Origin of the sequence: Streptomyces sp. NPDC057638 (assembly GCF_042800315.1) — a bacterium.
Classification (GTDB): domain Bacteria; phylum Actinomycetota; class Actinomycetes; order Streptomycetales; family Streptomycetaceae; genus Streptomyces.
Genome location: NZ_JBHVHF010000559.1, coordinates 1 through 2,264, shown reverse-complemented (window position 1 = coordinate 2,264; position 2,264 = coordinate 1). Strand labels below are relative to the sequence as shown.

Sequence of the window (2,264 nt, the reverse complement as noted above, 5' to 3'; positions counted from 1 at the left end):
GGATCGGGCGTGGCGGGGCGGGGGTCGGCGGGGTTCACGCGCGGGGTTCGAGCCGCCACTGCTGGCCCGGCGCGTCGGTGTCCTCCCACTGCCGCACCGGGGCGCCCTCCTCCGTGCTCCCGTCCGCGACCTCCATCAGCAGCCCGCTGACGAAGCTCACGATCGCGACCGTCCCGGGTGTGTCCACCAGGGTCTCGATGATCCACTCCTGGGCCCCGAAGTTATTGGGCCGCCACTGCTGGATCCGGGCGCCGCTCTCGGTGGAGGCGTCGGCGACATCGAGGCGCTTGCCGCTGGCGGCGTTGACGAAGTGGTAGAGCCCGCCGCCGTTGGGTACGGGGGCGATCTCCCAGTACTGGGCCGGATCGTCGCGCTCCCGCCCCTGCTGGACCACGGCCCCGCTGCCCTTGGCCCCCCGGTACACCTCAAGGAGCAGCCCACTGCCGACATTGCGCACCCGATAGCGGCCAGGCTGAAACGCCCCGGTCAATTCCCTCGCACCTCACCGTCGTCCCTCGACCCCTGTGGCCTCGTACCGAACAATTGTACGAGTGGGAGGGGTGGGGTGCCCGGGTGGACCGGCGGGGGCCGTCCCTCCGTGGCGCCGCCGTTCACATATGCGGAAACCAGTCCCGGTGGCGTGATCGGCACGAGAGCGTCCGAGGCGCCTCGCGGGCCCGTGGGCACCCGGGGCCCGGCGACCCGGGGTGCCTGACGGCAGGCCCCGGGGCCGGGAGTGTCCGGTGACGCGGCCCCGGACCCGGAGTGTCCGGCGACAGGCCCCGGGCCCGGGGTGTCCGGTGACACGGCCCCGGGCCCGGGGTGGCTGACGCCAGGCCCTACCCGACCGCCGCCGGGTCCGGCCCCAGCCTGCGGCCCTCGTCGAGCGCGGCGAACGCGGCCAGGTCGTCCGCGTCCAGCTCGAAGTCGAAGATGTCGATGTTCTCCCGGATCCGGGAGGGCGTCGCCGACTTGGGGATCGCCACCAGGCCGAGCTGGGTGTGCCAGCGGAGCACCACCTGGGCCGGGGAGCGGCCGTGCTTCCGGGCGATGGCGACGACCGTCGGCACCTCCAGCAGGCCCTTGCCCGCGCCGATCGGCGACCAGGACTCCGTCACGATGCCGTGCTCGGCGTGGTACGCCCGGGAGGCGGCCTGCGCGAACTGCGGGTGGAGTTCGATCTGGTTGACCGCGGGGACCACCGAGGTCTCGGCGAGCAGCCGGTCCAGATGCTCCGGAAGGAAGTTGGAGACCCCGATCGACCGGGCGCGGCCGTCGGCGAGGATCTTCTCCAGCGCCTTGTACGTGTCCACGTACTTCCCCTTGCCGGGGAGGGGCCAGTGGATCAGATAGAGGTCGACGTACTCCAGGCCGAGGCGGTCGAGCGAGGCGTCGAAGGCGCGCAGGGTCCTGTCATATCCCTGGTCGGCGTTCCAGAGTTTGGTGGTGATGAAGAGTTCCTCCCGGGGGAGGGCGGTGGCGGCGAGCGCCTGGCCGGTGCCTTTCTCGTTTCCATAGAGCGAGGCGGTGTCGATGCTGCGGTAGCCGGCCTCCAGGGCGGTGGTCACCACCGCCGCCGCCTCCTCGTCGGGCACCAGATAGACGCCGAAACCGAGTTGCGGCATCGCGAAACCACTGTTGAGCGGGACAGACGGGACCGTACTCACGAGGAATGGATCCTTACGTCGGGGGAGCGGGAGCCGGACCGACAGGCGTGCGTGATGGATCTCGCTGGGCTCGCGGGGTCTGATCCGTCAGGCGCGCCCTCCACCGGTCCGCCGGGATCAACGATCATCGCGCCCCGGGGATTCCCGGCCGTCGAACTTGGCGTGATACCGATGCGGCCTCACCGGTTCAGGCCATTGACCGCGTCTCATCAAGGCGTAAGTCTATGGCACATAGCTGAACAGCGGTCGCTCATGTGAACATGCGTCCGGTGGAACTCCATCCTGAGCCCCACCCGGTGGAACTCCGCCCTGAGCCACAGGAGGCACCTCCTGAGCCCCAGGCTGGACGGCGCCCTCGCACCCATCCTGATCCCCCACATCTCAGGAAGGCAGGCACCTCTCATGCACACCACCAGCACGGAGACTTCCCAGGAGTCGGTCCAGTGGCGGACTCCCGAGTACGAGGTCGTCGAGACCGCGCTCGAAGTCACCGCCTACGCGCTCGCCCACCGCTGAGCCAAGCCGCCATGCTGCTCCAGGTGCTCGGCACCGCGGCGGGTGGCGGACTGCCCCAGTGGAACTGCGCGTGTCCCGGCC

Annotated in this window: 3 protein-coding genes; 1 reads left to right on the top strand and 2 read right to left on the bottom strand. The window is 70.6% G+C overall.

Annotated features, from left to right (window positions below; translation table 11 throughout):
* Window positions 1-34 precede the first annotated feature (34 nt).
* Window positions 35-490 (bottom strand): RICIN domain-containing protein, encoded by a 456-nt coding sequence (locus ACFVIM_RS34730; protein ID WP_384310269.1) that lies wholly within the window; start codon window positions 488-490, stop codon window positions 35-37.
* Window positions 491-839: 349 nt separating this feature from the next.
* Window positions 840-1,667: an aldo/keto reductase gene (locus ACFVIM_RS34725; protein WP_384310266.1), complete on the bottom strand. Its 828-nt coding sequence runs from the start codon at window positions 1,665-1,667 to the stop codon at window positions 840-842.
* A 402-nt stretch (window positions 1,668-2,069) separates the two neighbouring features.
* Here ACFVIM_RS34725 and pqqA point away from each other — a divergent pair, with 402 nt between their 5' ends.
* Window positions 2,070-2,183, top strand: a complete 114-nt coding sequence (gene pqqA / locus ACFVIM_RS34720) for a pyrroloquinoline quinone precursor peptide PqqA (RefSeq protein WP_384310263.1) — start codon at window positions 2,070-2,072, stop codon at window positions 2,181-2,183.
* Window positions 2,184-2,264 lie beyond the last annotated feature (81 nt).

Bases quoted from the DNA above. Each gene is read 5' to 3' on its own strand.
- pqqA (WP_384310263.1), top strand. From the start codon at position 2,070: ATGCACACCACCAGCACGGAGACTTCCCAGGAGTCGGTCCAGTGGCGG.